This window comes from Mycetocola sp. 2940 (assembly GCF_040548835.1).
GTDB lineage: Bacteria > Actinomycetota > Actinomycetes > Actinomycetales > Microbacteriaceae > Mycetocola_A.
On the sequence record NZ_JBEPSK010000007.1, the window covers coordinates 20447 to 38359 of the forward strand.

The 17913-nt window shown below is 69.1% G+C and carries 16 protein-coding genes; 7 read left to right on the plus strand and 9 right to left on the minus strand.

What is annotated here, in order from left to right:
- Positions 1-600 (minus strand): hypothetical protein, encoded by a 600-nt coding sequence (locus ABIE24_RS11315; protein WP_354499693.1) that lies wholly within the window; start codon positions 598-600, stop codon positions 1-3.
- Between the two features lie 127 nt (positions 601-727).
- On the opposite strand from ABIE24_RS11315, the gene ABIE24_RS11320 reads away from it, so the two are divergent.
- Positions 728-1015, plus strand: a complete 288-nt coding sequence (locus tag ABIE24_RS11320; protein WP_354499695.1) for a helix-turn-helix domain-containing protein — start codon at positions 728-730, stop codon at positions 1013-1015.
- A gap of 27 nt (positions 1016-1042) precedes the next feature.
- Here ABIE24_RS11320 and ABIE24_RS11325 read toward each other — a convergent pair whose 3' ends face one another.
- Complete coding sequence (locus ABIE24_RS11325; RefSeq protein ID WP_354499697.1) at positions 1043-1642, minus strand: hypothetical protein; 600 nt, start codon at positions 1640-1642, stop codon at positions 1043-1045.
- A 276-nt stretch (positions 1643-1918) separates the two neighbouring features.
- On the opposite strand from ABIE24_RS11325, the gene ABIE24_RS11330 reads away from it, so the two are divergent.
- Positions 1919-2371 carry an Rv3235 family protein gene (locus tag ABIE24_RS11330; protein WP_354499699.1) on the plus strand — a complete coding sequence of 151 codons (453 nt, stop codon included), beginning with the start codon at positions 1919-1921 and terminating at the stop codon, positions 2369-2371.
- A 90-nt stretch (positions 2372-2461) separates the two neighbouring features.
- Here the strand turns inward: ABIE24_RS11330 and secA are convergent, their stop codons facing one another.
- The 7 genes from secA to mtrA form a co-directional block, all read right to left on the minus strand.
- Entirely contained in the window at positions 2462-5272 is a 2811-nt protein-coding gene (secA, locus tag ABIE24_RS11335) for a preprotein translocase subunit SecA (protein WP_354499700.1), read from the minus strand.
- Positions 5273-5480: 208 nt separating this feature from the next.
- Positions 5481-6143, minus strand: a complete 663-nt coding sequence (gene hpf / locus ABIE24_RS11340) for a ribosome hibernation-promoting factor, HPF/YfiA family (protein WP_354499702.1) — start codon at positions 6141-6143, stop codon at positions 5481-5483.
- A gap of 90 nt (positions 6144-6233) precedes the next feature.
- Positions 6234-6938: a ComF family protein gene (locus ABIE24_RS11345; RefSeq protein WP_354499704.1), complete on the minus strand. Its 705-nt coding sequence runs from the start codon at positions 6936-6938 to the stop codon at positions 6234-6236.
- A 91-nt stretch (positions 6939-7029) separates the two neighbouring features.
- On the minus strand, positions 7030-7815 hold the full coding sequence (locus ABIE24_RS11350; RefSeq protein ID WP_354499706.1) for a CYTH domain-containing protein: 786 nt from the start codon (positions 7813-7815) through the stop codon (positions 7030-7032).
- 125 nt (positions 7816-7940) lie between these two features.
- Entirely contained in the window at positions 7941-9623 is a 1683-nt protein-coding gene (locus ABIE24_RS11355) for an LpqB family beta-propeller domain-containing protein (RefSeq protein WP_354499707.1), read from the minus strand.
- Positions 9620-11266, minus strand: a complete 1647-nt coding sequence (gene mtrB / locus ABIE24_RS11360) for an MtrAB system histidine kinase MtrB (RefSeq protein WP_354499709.1) — start codon at positions 11264-11266, stop codon at positions 9620-9622. Before mtrB ends, ABIE24_RS11355 begins: the two co-directional genes overlap by 4 nt.
- Before the next feature lie 7 nt (positions 11267-11273).
- Positions 11274-11960, minus strand: a complete 687-nt coding sequence (gene mtrA / locus ABIE24_RS11365) for an MtrAB system response regulator MtrA (protein WP_354499711.1) — start codon at positions 11958-11960, stop codon at positions 11274-11276.
- Between the two features lie 194 nt (positions 11961-12154).
- On the opposite strand from mtrA, the gene ABIE24_RS11370 reads away from it, so the two are divergent.
- The 5 genes from ABIE24_RS11370 to ABIE24_RS11390 are packed head-to-tail and all read left to right on the plus strand — an operon-like array spanning position 12155 to position 17802.
- A complete protein-coding gene (locus ABIE24_RS11370) occupies positions 12155-13504 on the plus strand; it encodes a hypothetical protein (protein ID WP_354499713.1) in 1350 nt (449 codons plus the stop codon).
- A gap of 23 nt (positions 13505-13527) precedes the next feature.
- A complete protein-coding gene (locus ABIE24_RS11375; protein WP_354499715.1) occupies positions 13528-14157 on the plus strand; it encodes a DUF4129 domain-containing protein in 630 nt (209 codons plus the stop codon).
- Positions 14154-15362 (plus strand): DUF4350 domain-containing protein, encoded by a 1209-nt coding sequence (locus ABIE24_RS11380; RefSeq protein WP_354499716.1) that lies wholly within the window; start codon positions 14154-14156, stop codon positions 15360-15362. The genes ABIE24_RS11375 and ABIE24_RS11380 overlap by 4 nt, the downstream gene beginning before the upstream one ends.
- 40 nt (positions 15363-15402) lie before the next feature.
- Complete coding sequence (locus ABIE24_RS11385; protein WP_354499718.1) at positions 15403-16494, plus strand: AAA family ATPase; 1092 nt, start codon at positions 15403-15405, stop codon at positions 16492-16494.
- Positions 16495-17802, plus strand: coding sequence for a DUF58 domain-containing protein (locus ABIE24_RS11390; protein ID WP_354499720.1), 1308 nt, complete (start codon positions 16495-16497; stop codon positions 17800-17802).
- The last annotated feature ends 111 nt before the right edge of the window (positions 17803-17913 follow it).

The following is a 17913-nucleotide window of genomic DNA, read 5'->3' on the forward strand; positions in this document are numbered from 1 at the left end:
TCAGCCCGCCGCGACGATCGAGATCGCGCTGTCCCCCGCGACGGCGGCGAGGAGGAGCGCGACGGCCCCGGTCGGCACGAGCACCTCGACGGTTTCACCGCCGCCCGCTGTGACCAGGCTCTGCTGTTCGAGGACCTCGACCACACTCGCCCCGCCGACGAGCACGACCGGAGGAGCGAACGAACCGTCCTCCCGCTGCTCGGCCGCCCAGACGTCGACGAGCGAACCGGGCTCGACCGAGCCGGGCAGGCGGGTTCCCGAGTCCAGGACGACGGCGCTGACCGGCACCCGCGCGCCGGCTTTCACCGCCGACCGGGGGACGAGTTCGCCTTCGAAGATGGTCCGCGTGACCACGAGCCCGTCCTCGGGCAGGCTGGACAGGTAACGGGCATCCGCGGCGTCGAGGCGGACATGGGCGACGGAGAGGTCACCCTCTGCGATCGTGTCGCCCACCGAGAGCGTCGATGACGCGACGAACACCGGGCTTGACCTGTCGGCGGCGTCGACGACGAACCACACCCCCGCGATCGAGGCGAGGATGAGCCCGGCGCCGACGATCAGTCGTGCGTCGACGCGGAGCATCCGCGAGCGCCCTTTCATGGAACCTCCAGCCGGTCGGGTGCCGCACCCCTGCGGCGTGTCCCCCATCGTGCCAAGTTCTCGCGCCGGGGAAGAAAGTTATCCACAGCGCGCGCGGGAGGGATTGAAGGAGCGGAATAATCGATCCATGGATACGGTCTCCTCGGACTCCGTCGGGCGCTTCCTCACCGTGGCCGACACGGCGGACATCCTCAACGTCTCACCCGCCGACGTCGTCGAACTGGTGCGTTCCGCCGAGTTGCCGGCCATCTCGGTGGGTTCCCCCGGGCGCTGGCGCATCGAACGGACGGTGCTTGAGGCGTACATCGAGACCAAGTACGAGGAGACCCGGCGGATGGGGCTCTGGCAGGAATCGGACCTCGCCAGCCTGCCCGAAGTGTCGGACGGCGCGATCCGGCGTCCCGGGGATTCGTGAGGTGCGGCCGGGAGCGCGGTTGGGCCGTCAGAGCACGATCAGCCCGATCGCGCGCACCGGCAGAACGCGCAGGTGGCTGACGTTGCGTTCCCGGCGCGGCGCCCCGGGTTCGTGCACGGCGAGGTCGACGTGGTCTCCGGCGACCCGGTCGAGGGTGCCCCGATGCACGGGCCCCGCGTTCCGTGCCTCGTGCAGCTGCACGTACACCCTCCGCCGGCAGAGGTCCCTCAGCACGAAGCTCAGCCCGATCCGATCGGTCAGGCGTGGAGCCTCGACGTCGCGGTCGGGTACCTCCAGGCTCCTCGCCAGGCTCTCCTTCGGCAGAAGCATCCCCGTGATCGCATCGAGCGGCACGACACAGGCGGCGGATGCCCCGTCGCGCGCCACAACATCGCCCGACATCCAGTCCCGCCCGAACGCCTGCGGAACGACCACGATCGTCGACCCGGTCACGAGCTCGAGGACGACAGTTCCCCGCCGGCCGTCCCCGAAGGTCTGCAGCCTGTCCCGCAGGGTGAGCCGGCCGAGGCGGAGCCGGGTGTCCTCGGCGCGCCGATCCAGCTCTTCCGCGTGCAACTCGTGTTCGAGCTGGCTTTCAAGGTCGTCGAAGAGGCTGTCCCAGCGCATGGTTGGAGAGTAGCGACTTGGTTTCGGGGACCGCCGGAGTTATCCACAGATTGAAAACGTGGGGTTTACACGGCTATCGGGCGCTGGAAAAGTAGCCGCACATAACGAGCCCCGATCTCGGGGAGAACGCTGACGCAGGCCATGCGTGTGCCCGAAAGCAGGCATCCTGTCACCGAGCGTTTCGTCGCAAACGGTGCGACAGGCGCTCCCAGGCCCTGTGGCCGCCGTGCCCACCCGTCCGAGTTGTTTCCGTCGCACCTTTCCACGGAGCTACGCATGAACTCCCCGACCGCCGGGACGCCGGCATCCCATGCCCGGAGCGCCGCACACGCTCACACCCCGTTCGACCCTGACCAGTTCTTCGGCAGGCAGAGAACCCCGACCGATCAGCTTCCTCCACCCGAGCCGCTCCTCGAGAACCTGACCCGGTGCGTGATGGAGGTGCTCGCCGGTGCCCGCGAGCTTGACCAGCTCGCCCGCTGGATCTCGGAGGACGTCTACAAACACCTGCTCAAACGCCAGGTCGTGTCTGCCCGGGCGCGGCAGGTGAAAGGGCTGCAGGCTGTCCGTCCTGTGCTCAAGATCGGCCGGATCACCGTGTACGAACCGCGCGACGGGGTGGTCGAGGCCGTTGTGATGGTGCACCAGCGCACCAGGTCGCGGGCTGTAGCGATCCGGCTGGAGGGCATGGATCGCCGTTGGAGAGCGACCGCCATCTCCGTGCTCTGATCTCGCCTCCCGAGCCGACGCAGACAAAGCCGACGCAGACAACGCCCCTCTCCTGAACAAGCCAGGACAGGGGCGTCGTCGGAGGTGGTGCTACTTCTTCTTGCCCTGCGCCCGGCGGTCGGCGCGGTTGCCGGCGACGGCCGCGCTGTCGCCCTTCTGGCCGAACGCTCCACGCGCTGCCGGCGAGGCCGGCTGGGCAGCCGTCGCTCCGGTCCGCGCAGAGGCCGTCTCCGAGGCGTTCTGCGCCCGGACGGTGGCAGCCTTCTCGATCTGCCCCTTCTGGTTGCGGACCTCGACCTCGCCCCCTTCGTTCGCGGCGGAGTAACTGAGTTTCTCGTCCGCGCCCTCCGGCCGGTCGAGTCCCTTGGCCTCGACCGTTGTGACCTCCTCGGTTGCGCCCTTCTTCACCTCGACCTCGAGGTTGAACAGGTAACCGACGGACTCCTCACGGATCTGCCCCATCATCTGCTGGAACATGCTGAAACCCTCACGCTGGTACTCGACCAGCGGGTCGCGCTGTGCCATCGCGCGGAGGCCGATGCCGTCCTTGAGGTAGTCCATTTCGTAGAGGTGGTCGCGCCAGCGGCGGTCGATGACCTGCAGGACGACGCGGCGTTCCAGTTCGCGCATCGCCGGGGAACCGAGCTGCTCCTCCCGGCGGGAGTAGGCGAGCCTGGCATCCGACAGGATCTCACGGCGCATGAAGTCCCGGTTGATCCGACCCTTCTGCCCTGCTTCGGCGACGACCTCATCGACGGTGAGCGAGATCGGGTACAGGGTCTTCAGGTCGACCCACAGGGCGTCGAAGTCCCAGTCGTCGCCGTTGCCTTCGCCGATGTGGACGTCGAGCACCTCGTCGATGACGTCTTCGAGGAACTTCTGGGTGCGTTCGTGCAGGTCGTCGCCCTCGAGAATGTGACGGCGGTCGGTGTAGATCGCCTCACGCTGCCGGTTGAGGACGTCGTCGTACTTGAGGACGTTCTTGCGGATCTCGGCGTTGCGGGCCTCGACCTGCGACTGGGCGCTCTGGATGGCGCGGCTGACCCACTTGGATTCGATGGCCATGTCGTCGGGCACGCCGCCCCGGCCCATGAGCGCTTCGGCGGCGCCCGAGTTGAACAGGCGCATGAGGTCGTCGGTGAGCGACAGGTAGAACCGGCTCTCACCAGGGTCTCCCTGACGGCCGGAACGACCGCGCAGCTGGTTGTCGATGCGGCGCGACTCGTGCCGCTCGGTGCCGAGCACGTAGAGGCCGCCGGCTTCGATGACCTTCTCGGCTTCTTCGTTGACCTTCGCCTTGACGGCGTCGAACACGTCGTCCCACGCCGTTTCGTACTCCTCGGGCGTGTCGACGGGGCTGAGCCCCTTCGCGTTCATCTCCTGCACGGCGAGGAACTCGGCGTTGCCGCCGAGCATGATGTCGGTTCCCCGGCCGGCCATGTTGGTGGCGACGGTGACCGACCCGAGCCGCCCGGCCTGGGCGACGATCGCCGCCTCCCGCGCGTGGTTCTTCGCGTTGAGGACCTCGTGGCGGATGCCCTTCTTCGCGAGGAGGCGGGAGAGGTACTCGCTCTTCTCGACGCTCGTCGTTCCCACGAGCACGGGCTGGCCCTTCTCGTGCCGTTCGACGATGTCCTCGACGACCTGGGCGAACTTGGTTTCTTCGTTCTTGTAGACGAGGTCGGCCCCGTCGAGGCGGCGCATCGGCTTGTTCGTGCGGATGGGCACGACGCCGAGCTTGTAGGTGGACATGAATTCCGCCGCCTCGGTCTCGGCGGTACCGGTCATGCCCGACAGCTTTTCGTAGAGCCGGAAGTAGTTCTGCAGCGTCACGGTGGCGAGCGTCTGGTTCTCGGCCTTGACCTGCACACCCTCCTTGGCTTCGATCGCCTGGTGGATGCCTTCGTTGTACCGCCGGCCCATGAGGATCCGGCCGGTGTGCTCGTCGACGATCATCACCTCGCCGTTCATGACGACGTAGTCCTTGTCCTTCTTGAACAGGGCCCGCGCCTTGATCGAGTTGTTGAGGAAGGAAATCAGCGGCGTGTTCGCCGATTCGTAGAGGTTGTCGATGCCGAGGTAGTCCTCGACCTTTTCGATGCCTGGTTCGAGCACGCCCACGGTGCGCTTCTTCTCATCGACCTCGTAGTCCTCGCCGTCGACGAGTACGGTGGCGAGCCGGGCGAACTCGGCGAACCAGCGGTTCGCCTCCCCGGACGCCGGACCGGAGATGATCAACGGTGTGCGGGCCTCATCGATGAGAATCGAGTCGACCTCGTCGACGATCGCGAAGAAATGGCCGCGCTGCACGAGGTCCTTGGACTGCCACGCCATGTTGTCGCGCAGGTAGTCGAAGCCGAACTCGTTGTTGGTGCCGTAGGTGATGTCGGCGTTGTACTGCTCCCGCCTCTGCTCGGGGGTCTGCCCGGCGAGGATGACGCCGGTGGTCATGCCCAGTGCGCGGAAAACCCGGCCCATGAGTTCGGACTGGTACGTCGCGAGGAAGTCGTTCACGGTGATGACGTGGACGCCCTTGCCTGCGATGGCATTGAGGTAGGCGGGAAGGGTGGCGACGAGGGTCTTTCCTTCACCGGTCTTCATCTCTGCGATGTTCCCGAGGTGGAGGGCGGCGCCGCCCATCAGCTGGACGTCGAAGTGACGGAGGCCGAGGGTGCGTTTGGACGCTTCACGCACAGCGGCGAACGCTTCGGGCAGGAGATCGTCGAGCGACTCACCGTTGGCGTGCCGTTCGCGCAGTTCAGCGGTCTCTGCGCGCAACTCCTCATCGGTGAGGTCGGAGAAGTCAGCCTCGAGCGAGTTGACCGCCGTCGCGATGTTCTCAAGTTTCCGGATGACTCGTCCCTCGCCCAGGCGAAGGACCTTCTCTAGTACTGAGGCCACGTATTGAACTCCACTTTGCTCTCGGGCACGTTGTCCTACCGTGCGGCCGCGCCGTCTGCGCGGGGTGGTCGAAGGACTCTTTGGTCTTCGACCGTTTCCATGTTAGTCCGGGTCGGGGTGGGAGCATCCTGAATCCGCGCGGATCTCCCCCGAACGCGGCTCACGCGGGTGCCCGGACCGGGCACCCGCGTGAGCCGATGGGCTATTCTCAGGCCCGCTTTCTCTCAGCTCCCGCGTCTTCGTCGAGGCCGATGACTCCGTAGTCCCAGCCCTTCCGGCGGTAGACCACGCTCGGCCGATCGTTCTTCGCGTCGACGAAGAGGAAGAACGGGTGTCCGACGAGTTCCATCCGGTCGACGGCCTCGTCGACGGTCATGAACTCGGCTGGGAACACTTTCTCCCGAATGACGACGGGGCAGTACTCGTCGTCATCCTTCGCCTCGTCCTCGAGGGTCGCGACGGCACCGGTGGCCACGCGATCGATGGTGTCCAGGTCGGCCGGCTGAACGTCGATACCGCTGAACCCGGCCGAACTCGCGGTGTGCAGCGACGTTCGGCGTTTCCCTCTGAGGACCTTTTTTCGGTCCTTCGCCCGGCGTACCTGCTCGAGCAGTTTGGCTATTGCCAGATCGAAGGCCACGTACTTGTCCGACCCCGCCGCTTCCGCCCGCACGAGCGGCCCAGGGCCGATCAGTGTGAGCTCGACGCGGTCATCCCCCGGCTTCCCGCTCTTGTCGTGGTGACGGCTGACCTTGACCTCGAATGCGAGGGCCCGGTCCGACAGGTGGGCAATTTTTTCCGACTTTTCTTCCACGTAATCGCGGAAGCGATCAGTGAGTCCCAGGCCTTGTCCGACAATGTTTGTTTCCACGTCAACCTCCCAGATCAGGCGTGCCGCCGCAATATCCAGGGCGGTCCTTTCGCGCCTTTGCCCCCACCGTAGTCCCGGCTGGGCGATAAGTCACTCAACAAACCCGAACTCGTCCGCGACACGCCGTACCCGCCGTTCGGTGGCCGCGATCGCGACGGCACCGACTACCCTGGCGCCCCCGGCGGTGAGCGCCCGCCTCGATTCGAGGAGCGTCGCACCGGTCGTCACGACGTCGTCGACGAGCAGGAAGGACCGCTCGCGCGCCCACCGCCGCGCCAGGAGGGAGCCGTCGAGGTTACGTTTTCGCTCGTCGAGGGTGAGCCCGATCTGGTCGGCCGGCTGACGCCTCCAGGCCAGCGGATGCTCCAGCCGGAGCGGCGTTCTCGCAACGACCACGTCGACGGGCCGGTAGCCTCGGCGCCGGTACGCAGACCTCGTCGACGGGAGCGCCGCCAGGGTGAGGAGCGCGCCGGCGCGCGGGCCTGCTCCGGGCAACTCGAGCAGGGCGGCGTCGACGGCGGTGGTGAGGACCAGGGCGAGCGCCGCTGCGGCGTCGGTGCGATGCTCGTTCTTCAGGGCGAGGATCACCCGGCGGGCGGTGCCGGTGTACGCGGTTCCCGCCCACACGGGGAAGCCGGGTTCGATCTCCTGGCGCAGCACGCCTCCGGTCATGCGGGCGGAGCAATCCGGGCACACGGCGGAATCCGGCTTTCCGCACCCGACGCAGGTCTCCGGGAGCACCAGGGCCAGGGCCTCCCGTGCGGCGCGGGCCAGCCTGTCGCATGCCGAATCCATCCGGCCAGCGTGCCCGTTGCCGGTTCTTCGGAACCGGCCGCGCCGCGCGCTGGGGACGAGGCGCAGGCTCCCGCCACCGGTGGAGGGCTCGTCAGGCCAGTAGTTCCCTGGAGAAGAAGTCCAGGGCGGTCCTCGTCTTGGCCTGCTGCTCCCCGGTCAGGTCGATGCCCCGCTCCCGCAGGTACGCCCGTGTCCTGGCGGCCTCTTCGAACGCATCCGCCGGCGCACACTTGGTGGACAGCTCGAGGATTCGCGAGCCGTCCGGGTACATCCAGAGCTCGGCGACGAGGCGTCCCGGATAGTCCCGCGGTGTGAACTTGAGCTTGAGCGTCGTGATCGGTCCGAGCATCGCCAGGTCGTCGAGGTCAAGGCCGTCGGGGGCGTACTCCTCGAAGAAGGCTTTCTGGTCCTTGGTGAAGAGGGACCGGATCGCCCGCTCCCCCGCCAGAACTTCCTTCACCTTTCCCCGCTTCTTCCTCTCGGGCAGGCTCGCCGAACAGACGAAGGCACCCGGCATCGCGTCGACCTCGATGCCGAGCCCTTTGCGTCGTCGGAGGTCGGCAGGGAGGTCTTGCGGCACCACCGGGCGCAGTTTGATGACGGTGTCGTCGCGAACGGGTGTTCGGCGGGCCCGCACGATCAGCCCGCGCCGGTTCAGTTCGAGATCGGGCGTGTCGAAGTAGGTCACCTGGCGGATCTCGGCGTCGAGGGGATCCATCTCCAGCGCCTGGACCGCTGATCTCTGGTTGCGGTCGGCGACGGTGACTTTGAGCTCGACGGTTTTCGCCCCTTCGAGGAGGGTGTGCAGGTCCGCCAGCTGGTCTGCTGTCAGGTTGGGCATGGCATCCGATGTCGTCATCTCAGTTCTTCCCTTCATCCCCGCGAGGATCCTGGCCCGCGAGGATCCTGGCCCGCGAGGATCCTGGGCAGAAGCGTATGGCGTCCGCCGCACGCGCACCTCACCTCCCGAGGGTGAGCGTCGGCAGGGCCACAGAGGGCCGCCTACCCGGGGCTGCCCAGCTGCGTGGCGATCAGTGAGATCCCTGACCCGACCGCCTGCCAGGCCGAGGTGCGCAGCGCCGCCAGGTTGCCGCCGGTCACGACGGCGCGCAACTGGCGCAGGCCGGTACCCGAGACCAGCGAAACGGCGCCGGACGGTCCCTGCAGGACTTCGGACTGGCCGCCGATGACCTGCTTCACGATGCTCGTGGTGCCGTCTGTCGCCCGTGTCAGCGTCGCGACGGTCAGGTCGTCGACCCACGTCGTCGTGACGGCTGCGCCTGTGCCGACGGCGAGCACCTGCGGGTCGCCGAGGCTGACCGGCATGTCGTCACGGTCGCGCTGGATGCCCGCGACGATCAGACGGGGTTCGTTCCCCACGGTGACGAGGGCGAGAACCCGGGTGCCGTCGCGCGACACGGCCAGCGACAGGATCGAGGATGCCTCCGGCCAGCTGGTCTCGACGGCGGTCTGCGACCCGTCGGGACGGGACACGACCAGTGCCGCCGGACTTGACCCGGGCACGCTCCAGATGTAGCCGAACGGGTCGAGCGACGGCGGGACGAGGCCGGGCCGGCCGTCGACGCGGAGCGGTTCGGTCCCGGCGGACCGGAGCGCCCAGACGCCGTCGGCCGTCCGCGCCGCGGCGAGGCTGAGCGCAGCGTTGACCACGACCGAATCCGGTCTCAGGGCCTCGACCTGGTCCGAGATCCCGGGCAGCCGCTCGAGCGCGTCACCGCTGGACAGGAACCCGAACCCGTCTTCGGAGAGCACGAGCGCCCGCGGGTCGGTCCGCGGCGGGGTGACGGTCACGGCCGGGATGTTCTCGGTGCTGTTGTCGACCGTGATGCTCACCGAGTTGATCGCTGACACCCCGGTGAGGCTCCCGGTGAGCTGGGCCTGCATTCGCTGCAGGGTCACCTCGTCGGCCTGGAACGCGTCGCTGCTGAGATCGACCTGCGCGACGTCCCCGACGACAGGGACCGCGGACCGGGTGAGGGCCGTGCCCTCGGGAAAAGCCGTCGTCACCGCACCGGCCAGAAGCGGACTGGGGCCGTCGAGCAGCGCCTTCACGATGCGCGTTCCGGTCGACGCCCTCGACGGGAACCAACGCAGGTCGGGCACGAGGTAGGTCCACGACGGGTCGAAGAAGGTCAGCGCGTAGGAACTGAAGACGTCGTCGAAGCGTTGCGAGTCGAGGATCACCCGGTCCGGTGCGACGCTGATCCGCCACTCGCCCTTGATCCGGGTGAAGCTGTACCCCTGCGTCAGCGGCGTGCGGGTGCTGAACTCCGTGTACTCGCCCTGTGCGTTCACCTCGGCGAGGGGGGCCACGGTGAGTTGCATCGAGATGTCGTCGACGGAGAGGTAGCTCCGCTGCGCGGCCTCGTCGACGATCACGTTGAGGTCGGGGTTCCAGGTGGACCGGATCTTCGGCGCGAGGTACTCGCGTGCGGTGGCGTAGTCTTCGCGCGGGCTGGATGCCGCGTCGATGAACCCGCGCAGGATCTGCTCCTGGGTCGCCCCGGCCTGCGGGCTGTCGGCGATGAACTGGACCTCGGGGTCTTCGGCGCCGGTGACCGGCTGCCCGATCCGTGGCGCGCCCGACTGCGGGATTCCGGAGCATCCCGCCAGAAGCAGCGAGGCGGCGACGGCGACGGCGATCGATCGGATGCGGAACCTCATACCCCGACCTCTTTCTCGCGTGCGGCATCCGCTGTCTCGACCAGGCCGTCGGCGTCGTCGGGGGGCAGCGGGAGCGGCGAGATCGTCACTTCACCGCCGAGCACCCGTGGGAGGGTGAGCCGGAAGCAGCTGCCCTCGCCGACCCGGGACCACACCTCGAGGTTCCCCCCGTGCAGCTGGGCGTCTTCCAGGGCGATCGCCAGGCCGAGACCGGTGCCGCCGATCGTCCGCTTGCGCGACGGGTCAGCCCGCCAGAACCGGTCGAAGACCCGCTGTGCGTCCGCCTCGGTCATGCCGTGGCCGTAGTCGCGGACGGACAGGGCGACGGCCTGTTCGTTGCTGTCGACGGTGATGACGATCGGGCGTCCCTCCCCGTGCTCGATCGCGTTGCCGAGCAGGTTCCGCACGACGCGGCGGATGCGACGGGGATCGATCTCGACATCCGAATAGCCGCCGGGCGCCACCAGCCGGACGTCTGACCCTTTCTGCTCCGCGAGCGACGCCATCCCCTCGATGGAGTCCTCGGCGAGGTGGACGAGGCTGTGCGGTTCGATCTCGAGCTGCACCGAGCCGGCGTCGTAGCGGCTGATCTCGAGCAGGTCGGCGAGGAGCACCTCGAAGCGCTGCGTCTGGGTGTGCAGCAGTTCGGCGGTTCGAGCGGTCGCCGGCGGAAACTCGGAACGCTGGTCGTAGAGCACGTCGCCGGCGAGCCGGATGGTGGTGAGGGGGGTCCGGAGCTCGTGCGACACGTCGGAGACGAACCGCTGCTGGACCTGGGAGAGGTCGGCGAGTTCGCGGATCTGTGCCTGGAGGCTGTCGGCCATGCCGTTGAACGACCGCGCGAGTGTCGCCAGTTCGTCTTCGCCCTTCACCGGGATCCGGACCTCGAGGTCCCCGCTCGCGAGCTGTTCGCTCGTCTCCGCGGCCACCCGTACCGGGTTGGCGACGAGCCGCACGATCACCCAGGCCACAGCGCCGACGAGGATGAGGAGCGTCAGCCCGCCGATGAAGAGGGTCCGCTGCACGAACAGCAGCGTCTGCTCGGTGTCGCTGAGGTCGAAGCCGATGTAGATCTCCCACCGGCTGCCTTCGGGCAGGGTGATCTGCGAGCCGACGACGATCCCGGGCACCCGGCCCTCGTTCGCCGTGGGCAGCGACACCGACTGCCACCACTGCTCGTCGGGGTTGTCCTGTACCAGCCGCCGGATCTCGTCGCTGACGACATCCTTCAGCCTGACGTTCTCGAAGTCCTGGGGGCCGGTCACACTCGGCTCCTGCCCGGGCGCCCGGTAGCCGGCGATCATCGCGCTCGACGCGGTGCGGGCGATCTCCTCGCGCGCGGCGCCCATGAGTTCCTGGCTGTTCGCCCTGCCGAGGTCGCTCGAGGAGTCGAGGAGGTTCTGGGCCGACTCCACCGCGCGGGCCGAGTCCTGCTGGGCCTGGCTGACCCTCGACTGGAACAGGTCGTTCCCGATCGTGATGGCCATGTAGAAGCTGGAGATCAGCAGCGCGAAGAGCGAGAGGGCGAGGGTGACGACGATGGTCCGGAACTGCAGCGACCGTCGCCAGGAGCGCACGGCCCGCGCCGGCCATGTCCTCCAGTTTTCGAGCCGAATGCCCGAGACGCCCTGGCCCAGTGTCATCGTGTCCTCAGGCTGCGGCTGCGGCGCCGGCACGATAGCCGACCCCGCGGACCGTCATGACGATGCGCGGGTTGTCCGGGTCGTCCTCGACCTTCGCGCGCAGGCGCTGCACGTGCACGTTCACGAGTCGCGTGTCGGCCTTGTAGTGATAGCCCCAGACCTGTTCCAGGAGCATTTCGCGGGTGAAGACCTGCTGCGGCTTCGTCGCCAGGGTGAGCAGGAGGTCGAATTCGAGTGGCGTGAGGTTGATCCGCTTGTCGCCGCGCCGCACTTCGTGGCCGGCGACATCGAGGACGAGGTCGCCGATCTGGAGCTGGTCCTGGGACTGCGGCGAGGCGGGGCGCAGGCGGGTACGGATCCTCGCCAGGAGTTCCTTGGGGTTGAACGGCTTGACCATGTAGTCGTCGGCTCCCGATTCGAGCCCCTTGACGACATCCGCCGTGTCGGTCTTTGCGGTCAGCATGATGATCGGCACGCCCGATTCGCTGCGGATCCGGGTGCACACCTCGATGCCGTCGATTCCGGGCAGCATGAGGTCGAGAAGGACCAGGTCGGGGCGCGTCTCGTGGAAGGCGTCGAGCGCGCCGGAGCCGTCGGCGCAGAAGGAGGGCTCGAACCCTTCGGTTCGCAGCACAATGCCGATCATCTCGGCCAGGGCGGTGTCGTCGTCGACCACCAGGATGCGTGCGTTCATACGCCTCGTTCTCGATTCGTGTGCAGGCGGCGCCGGGAAAGACGCCGCCGTGCGGTACCTGGCACCAGATTAGCCGCTGCCCGTTGGCAGTTGGCCGAGAACGCGGCGGATGCCGGCCCCCTCGTGGTGCGCGTGGGGCCGGTGTGACACGATAAGGGAGCGTCAAATGTCGAACGCTTGAGGGGGCCGCTGGAGTGACCAACGACGAGAACTGGCAGGAACCGGGCAGGCCTGCCCCGAAGGCACCCGATACTGAGCCGCACCCGGCTTCAGCAGCACCGCCCGCCCAGGCCGAGCCGTTCAAATGGCCCAGTGAACAGCCATTTAACAACCGTGCTCCGTTCGTGCCGCTGCCACAGCAGCCTTACGGCCAGGCCCCGTACGGACAGAACCCGTACGCCCAGCAGGCGCCGCAGTACCCGCAGCCGCCGTACGGGCAGAACCCGTACCAGCAGCCGGTCCTTCCGCAGGCAGGCTTCGGTTATGCCCAGCCGGCCTGGGCGCCTCCCCCCAAACCGGGGCTCATTCCGCTGCGGCCCCTCGGTTTCGGGACCCTGCTCGGCGCGCCATTCCTCACCCTCAAGCGCAATCCGAAGGCCACCTTCGGGAGCGCGCTGCTCGTCCAGGCGATCACCGTCGTCATCAGCCTGCTCGTCGTCGGCGTGATCACCTTCTTCGTGATCAGCCGGATCACCAGCGCGGCACCTGAGGACCAGGACGCGATCGCGGCCGGCGGAATCGTCGCGATCCTCCTCGGTTCGATCGTGCCGTTCCTCGTCGGAATCGCCGCGACCGTCTTCCTCCAGGGGGTCATCGTCAACGAAGCGGCCCGGGCCACCCTCGGCGAGAAACTGACCCTCGGCGCCACCTGGAAGGCCACCTGGCCACGGCTGGGCCAGCTCCTGCTCTGGACGCTGATCGCCGGAGCCGCCGTGACCGTGGCCGTCGGCCTGATCGGCGGGGTCGTCGTGCTGCTCATCGCGCTCGGGGACGGGTTTATCGCGGCAGGGATCATCCTTGCGATCCTGGCCGGGCTGGCGTTCGTCGTTCTGGCCGTCTGGCTGGGCATCAAGCTGTCGATCGTCCCGAGCGTGATCGTTCTCGAGCGCGTCGGAGTCTTTCCGGCGATCGGCCGGTCCTGGCGGCTGACCGACGGCTATTTCTGGAGAACGCTGGGCGTCCAGTACCTCATCGCGTTCATCGTGGGCACGGTGTCGCAGGTCGTCGTCACACCGATCACGTTCCTCTACATGATCGCCGTCAGCGTGATCGACCCGACCTCGTCGCGGGCCGAGGACTGGATCGCCCCCGCGCTGCTCTACGTCGGCCTGATCATCGTGACCCTGCTCGTGGCATCCGTCACCTCGGTCGTGCAGTCCGCGGCGCTCGCGTTCATCTACATCGACCTGCGGATGCGCAAGGAAGGGCTCGACCTGGAGCTCATCCGTTTCGTCGAGGCCCAGCAGGCGGGGAACGGTTCGGTTCCCGACCCGTACCTCGTCCGAGCCGGCGGGAGTGCCGCGACGGGATCTCCATGGGCCTAGCGGGCAGGTTCGATGTTCCCGTCGTGCCCGACGCGCCCGAGGCGCGGGACTGGCTGATCGAGGAGCTGTCGAAGCCGGAGTACACGGCCGCCCGACCGAGCCTGTTCGACCTGCTGAGCCAGGAGTTCTTCGCGTGGCTGGCGCGACTGTTCCAGCCGGGCGCCTCGGTCGGGCTGGACTGGCTGCCCGTCGCGGTCGTCGGCCTCGTCATTGCGGGGCTGGTCGTCGCACTGGTGATCTGGGGGGTGCCTCGCGTCAACCGCCGGAGCCGTCCCGCGACCGGGTTGTTCGGCGACGATGACCGTCGCACGGCGTCCGAACTCCGCCGCGCCGCCGCCGCCGCCGCGTCCGCCGGCGACTGGACGCTCGCCGTCCTCGAACAGTTCCGCGCGGTTGCCCGGGGGCTCGCCGAACGCACGATCGTGCTGGTCAGCCCGGGAACGACCGCCCACGATGTCGCCGGGCGCGCGTCGGCGGCGTTCCCCGCGGCATCCGACGACCTCGCCGGCGCTGCCGACGTCTTCGACCGGGTCCGCTACCTCGGCTCGGACGGCACTCCCGCCGACTACGAGCGGCTTCGGCGGCTCGACGGCCGGCTGCAGAAGGACGTCCCGGTCAGCCGCGAGCCGATCGACGCCGAGGTTCCCGCATGACGACCACGGTGGAGACCGCACCCGACGACCGGGTGCTGACCCCGCGGGCGCGGACCGTGGCGAGGCGCGGACTGTTCTGGGTCGGCGTCGCCGTCATCTGCATCCTTGTGGTGGGCGCGTCCCTCCTGTTGACCCGCGGTGGGGCATCCAGCGGGCTTCTCCTCGACCCGGCGAGCGCCGCACCGACCGGGGCGAAGGCCGTCGCCGAGGTGCTGCGCGGGCAGGGCGTCGACGTGATCCTGCCCGACGGGTTCGACGAGGCCCTGGCCGAGTCCGGGCAGCCGGGAACGACCCTGGCTCTCTACGACCCCTCCGGCTACCTCTCCGAGGAACGGCTCGCCGCGCTCACGGGGACGGCCGGAGACGTGGTGCTGCTCTCCCCCGGCTTCCGCCAGCTCCAGGCCCTCGCCCCCGGCGTCCGAGCCGCCGGCGCGTCCGACCCGGATACCCCGCTCGACGCGGAGTGCGGTGGTGCGGCCGGGCGGGCGGGCACGATCAGCCCCGGCCCCACGTTCGCCTTCTCCGACGACACCGCATCCGGCTGCTTCCCCGCCGACACCGACGGTTTCGCGCTCGTCACACTCCCGGACGGCGGCGACACGCTGTCGCTCCTGGGGCCGTCGGACCTCCTCTCCAACGACCTCGTGATCCTCCACGGCAACGCCGCCCTCGCCCTCGGGCTCCTCGGCGGCACCGACCGCCTCGTCTGGTTCCTGCCGTCGATCGCCGATGTCGAGGCAACGGGCCCGCCGTCGCTCGGGGAGCTGACCCCGACCTGGCTGGTCCCTGTGACGAGCCTCGCCGCCCTCACCGTGTTCGTGGCCATGTTCTGGCGCGGCAGACGGTTCGGCCCGCTCGTCGCCGAGGACCTGCCGGTCACCGTTCCCGCCGGGGAGACGATGGAGGGCCGGTCCCGGCTCTACCAGCGCACGGCGGCACGGACCCGCGCCGTCGACGCCCTCCGGATCGGCGCCGTCGGCAGGCTGGGCAACGCCCTCGGGCTGTCCCGCCACGCCGGGGTCACCGAAGTGTCGGATGCCGTCGCGTCGGCGCTCGGGAGGAACCCCGCCGAGGTGCGCGGCATCCTGCTCGACACCCTTCCGGCGTCTGAACGCGACGTCGTCGCCCTCTCCGACGCTCTCCGTGACCTCGAAGCCGCGGTCGCTGCGGCGGTCGACCCGCGGCCTCCGACCAGCGCCCGCTGACCCTCTCTTCGCCCGAACACCGACCCGGAAGAATGCGCACATGACCACATCCACACCATCCGGCCAGCCGTACCCGCACGGCTCCGCGTACCCGCAGGGCGCCAGGCAGGGATATGCGGGCGAACCGTCCCCGCGCGGCCAGGATCCGGATTCCGGGCGGCCACAGGCCGAATCGCCGAGGAACGCCGAACTGCGGTCGAAGCTCGTGCAGGTGCGGCGCGAGGTCGGCAAGGCCGTCGTCGGCCAGGAACCGGCGGTCACCGGGCTGATCGTCGCGCTCCTCGCCAAGGGTCACGTGCTGCTGGAGGGAGTACCCGGTGTGGCGAAGACCCTCCTGGTGCGCACACTCAGCCAGGCCCTCGACCTCGACACCAAGCGGGTCCAGTTCACCCCCGACCTGATGCCGGGAGACGTGACCGGGTCCCTCGTCTTCGACGCGAAGACCGGTGAGTTCGAGTTCCGGCGCGGACCGGTGTTCACGAACATCCTGCTCGCCGACGAGATCAACCGGACCCCGCCGAAGACGCAGTCGTCGTTGCTGGAGGCGATGGAGGAACGCCAGGTCTCCACCGACGGCGTGACCCAGCCGCTGCCCGAGCCGTTCGTGGTCGCGGCCACAATGAACCCGATCGAGTACGAGGGCACCTACACGCTGCCGGAGGCGCAGCTCGACCGGTTCCTGCTCAAGCTCGTGCTCGACATCCCCGAGCGGGACATCGAGGTCGAGGTGCTGCGCCGGCACTCCGCGGGATTCAACCCCCGCGACCTCGCCGGCGCCGGCGTCACCGCCGTGCTCGGCGCGGCGGAACTCGCCGAGGCGCAGGTCGCCTCAGCCGCCACGGGCGTCAGCCCCGATGTGCTCAGCTACATCGTCGATCTGGCCCGGGCGACGAGGCGCAGCCCGTCGGTGCGGATGGGCGTCAGCCCCCGAGGAACCACAGCCCTTCTCTCCGCCGCCAAGGCGTGGGCGTGGCTCAGCGGCTACGCCTGGGTCACCCCCGACCACGTGCAGGCGATGGTGCTCCCGGTCTGGCGGCACCGGCTGGTGCTGCGGCCGGAGGCGGAACTCGAGGGTGTGGCATCCGACGCCATCCTCCGCTCTATTCTGCAGCAGGTGCAGGTTCCGATCTAGATGACCGTCTCGGGGAGGTTCGTCGCACTGGTCGCCCTCGGCGTGGTGCCGGTGATCGTGTTCGGCATGTCCACCGGCGAGCCCGGGCTCGTGCTCGGGGGCTGGCTGCTGCTAGCGCTTGCGCTCGGCGTCCTCGACCTGGTGCTCGCGGCATCCCCCCGCCTTCTGATTCCGTCGAGGTCGGTGCCGCCCCGCACCCGCCTCGGTGAGACCGTGGACAGCAAGCTCTACCTCACCAACCCGGGCCGCCGTCGCCTGCGCGGCGTCGTCCGGGACGCCTGGCAGCCGTCGGCCGGTGCGTCCGTCACGCGCACCCGGGTCAGCATCCCCGCCGGCGAGCGCCGGCTGGTCACCGTTCCGCTCACCCCGTTCCGGCGCGGGGAACGCCGGGTCGAACTGGTCACCGTCCGCTCCTTCGGCCCGCTCGGGCTGTGGGCGCGGCAGGCGACGCTGAAGAGTCCGGGCCGGATCCGGGTGCTCCCGCCGTTCCATGCCCGCAAGCACCTGCCGTCGCGGCTCGCCCGGCTCCGGGAGCTCGACGGGGCGACGAGCGTCATGGTGCGCGGGCAGGGCACCGAATTCGACTCGCTGCGGGAGTACGTGCGCGGCGACGACGTGCGGTCGATCGACTGGAGGGCGACCGCGCGCCGCCGCGACGTCGTCGTGCGGACCTGGCGGCCCGAACGGGACCGCCGGGTCGTCCTCGTCATCGACACCGGCCGCACCTCGGCGGCCCGCATCGCCGACGAGCCGCGGCTGGACACGGCGTTCGAGGCGTCATTGCTGCTCGCCGCCCTGGCCACGAGGGCCGGGGACCGGGTCGACCTGCTCGCCTACGACCGCCGGATGCGGGCACGGGTGCAGGGCGCCACGGGCGCCGACCTGATGGCGAAGATGGTGGATGCGCTGGCGAGCGTCGAACCCGAACTGATCGAGATGGACTGGGCCGCTGTGCCTGCCCTGGTGAGGGGTGTCACCAGCCAGCGTTCCCTCGTCGTGCTGCTCACCTCGGTCGATGCGCCGGGCGCATCGACAGCGCTGCTGTCGATGCTTCCGCAGCTGACGAAACGGCATGTGGTGGTCGTGGCATCCGTCACCGACCCGGCGACCCTTGCGGCCAGCAGGCAGCGGGGCAACCGCGACGAGGTGTACCTCGCCGCGGCCGCGGAACGCTCGCTGCTCGACATCGCACGGGTTTCGGATGCCGTTCGGCAGCTGGGCGCCGAGGTCGTCACCGCCTCGCCGTCGGAGCTGCCGCCGGCCCTCGCCGACCGGTACCTGGCGCTCAAGGCGGCCGGGCGCCTGTAGCGACCCGCGAGGTCACCCGTTCCGGACGAAAACACCCGGCGCACCGGATGACCCGGACCGCAACAGGTGACCGCGCGCCCGCCCCGGTGCCCGTACACCGCGGCCCCGTGT

Excerpts from the sequence above, each read along its gene's own strand:
- ABIE24_RS11320 (WP_354499695.1), top strand. The coding sequence starts at position 728 with ATGGATACGGTCTCCTCGGACTCCGTCGGGCGCTTCCTCACCGTGGCC.
- ABIE24_RS11325 (WP_354499697.1), bottom strand. The coding sequence starts at position 1,642 with ATGCGCTGGGACAGCCTCTTCGACGACCTTGAAAGCCAGCTCGAACAC.
- mtrA (WP_354499711.1), bottom strand. The coding sequence starts at position 11,960 with ATGAACGCACGCATCCTGGTGGTCGACGACGACACCGCCCTGGCCGAG.
- ABIE24_RS11385 (WP_354499718.1), top strand. The coding sequence starts at position 15,403 with ATGACCACATCCACACCATCCGGCCAGCCGTACCCGCACGGCTCCGCG.
- ABIE24_RS11315 (WP_354499693.1), bottom strand. The coding sequence starts at position 600 with ATGAAAGGGCGCTCGCGGATGCTCCGCGTCGACGCACGACTGATCGTC.
- mtrB (WP_354499709.1), bottom strand. The coding sequence starts at position 11,266 with ATGACACTGGGCCAGGGCGTCTCGGGCATTCGGCTCGAAAACTGGAGG.
- ABIE24_RS11345 (WP_354499704.1), bottom strand. The coding sequence starts at position 6,938 with ATGGATTCGGCATGCGACAGGCTGGCCCGCGCCGCACGGGAGGCCCTG.
- ABIE24_RS11350 (WP_354499706.1), bottom strand. The coding sequence starts at position 7,815 with ATGAAGGGAAGAACTGAGATGACGACATCGGATGCCATGCCCAACCTG.
- ABIE24_RS11355 (WP_354499707.1), bottom strand. The coding sequence starts at position 9,623 with ATGAGGTTCCGCATCCGATCGATCGCCGTCGCCGTCGCCGCCTCGCTG.
- ABIE24_RS11380 (WP_354499716.1), top strand. The coding sequence starts at position 14,154 with ATGACGACCACGGTGGAGACCGCACCCGACGACCGGGTGCTGACCCCG.
- ABIE24_RS11330 (WP_354499699.1), top strand. The coding sequence starts at position 1,919 with ATGAACTCCCCGACCGCCGGGACGCCGGCATCCCATGCCCGGAGCGCC.
- ABIE24_RS11390 (WP_354499720.1), top strand. The coding sequence starts at position 16,495 with ATGACCGTCTCGGGGAGGTTCGTCGCACTGGTCGCCCTCGGCGTGGTG.